A 524-nucleotide genomic window follows, 5' to 3' on the forward strand; every position below is an offset into this window, starting at 1 on the left:
AATATTCAACGGTCGTACGCAAAAATGTTTGCCCAAGCTGTCGCCTCATTTTCCATAGATAGTGCGATCATTCATGAACACAGGCCATTCGTCGCTGCTTGAGAAATACTTTGCGGTATGGGCATTCGCCATGCCCATCACGTCGGTGTTGATCATGCCTTCGGTGCAGGGAACTACGGCGGGCTACCTGATGTGTTTCCTGTCGTTGCCCGTCGCGCTGGCCTGCGCGGGGAGAAATCGAAGTCGATACGCCGGCTTTCTGCTAACGGCCTTTTTCGTCTGGGCCATCATGTTTCTTAGCGCTCAACTGGCGAACGCGCTTGCGCCATTCGAGCCCAATTTCACCAAGGTCGCAATGGTCGATGAGACAGATCTTTGGACGTCGATTCTTAGAAAAAGCCTGTTCACGCAGTCGGTTTATCTATTCGCGGTCGTCTTGTTTTGCGCTTATATCTATGTATTTTTCAAACCGTCGTGGGAGAAATGGCTGCTTGCGTCGGCCACCGTGCTGGCGCTGTATGGCA

1 pseudogene is annotated in these 524 nt (G+C 52.1%); it reads left to right on the top strand.

The annotated features are described in order from the left end of the window. Window positions 1-73 precede the first annotated feature (73 nt). Window positions 74-524: pseudogene (locus P7F28_RS15565) on the top strand (hypothetical protein); the annotation flags it as partial.

It is taken from the genome of Caballeronia sp. BR00000012568055, assembly GCF_029439455.1.
GTDB lineage: Bacteria > Pseudomonadota > Gammaproteobacteria > Burkholderiales > Burkholderiaceae > Caballeronia.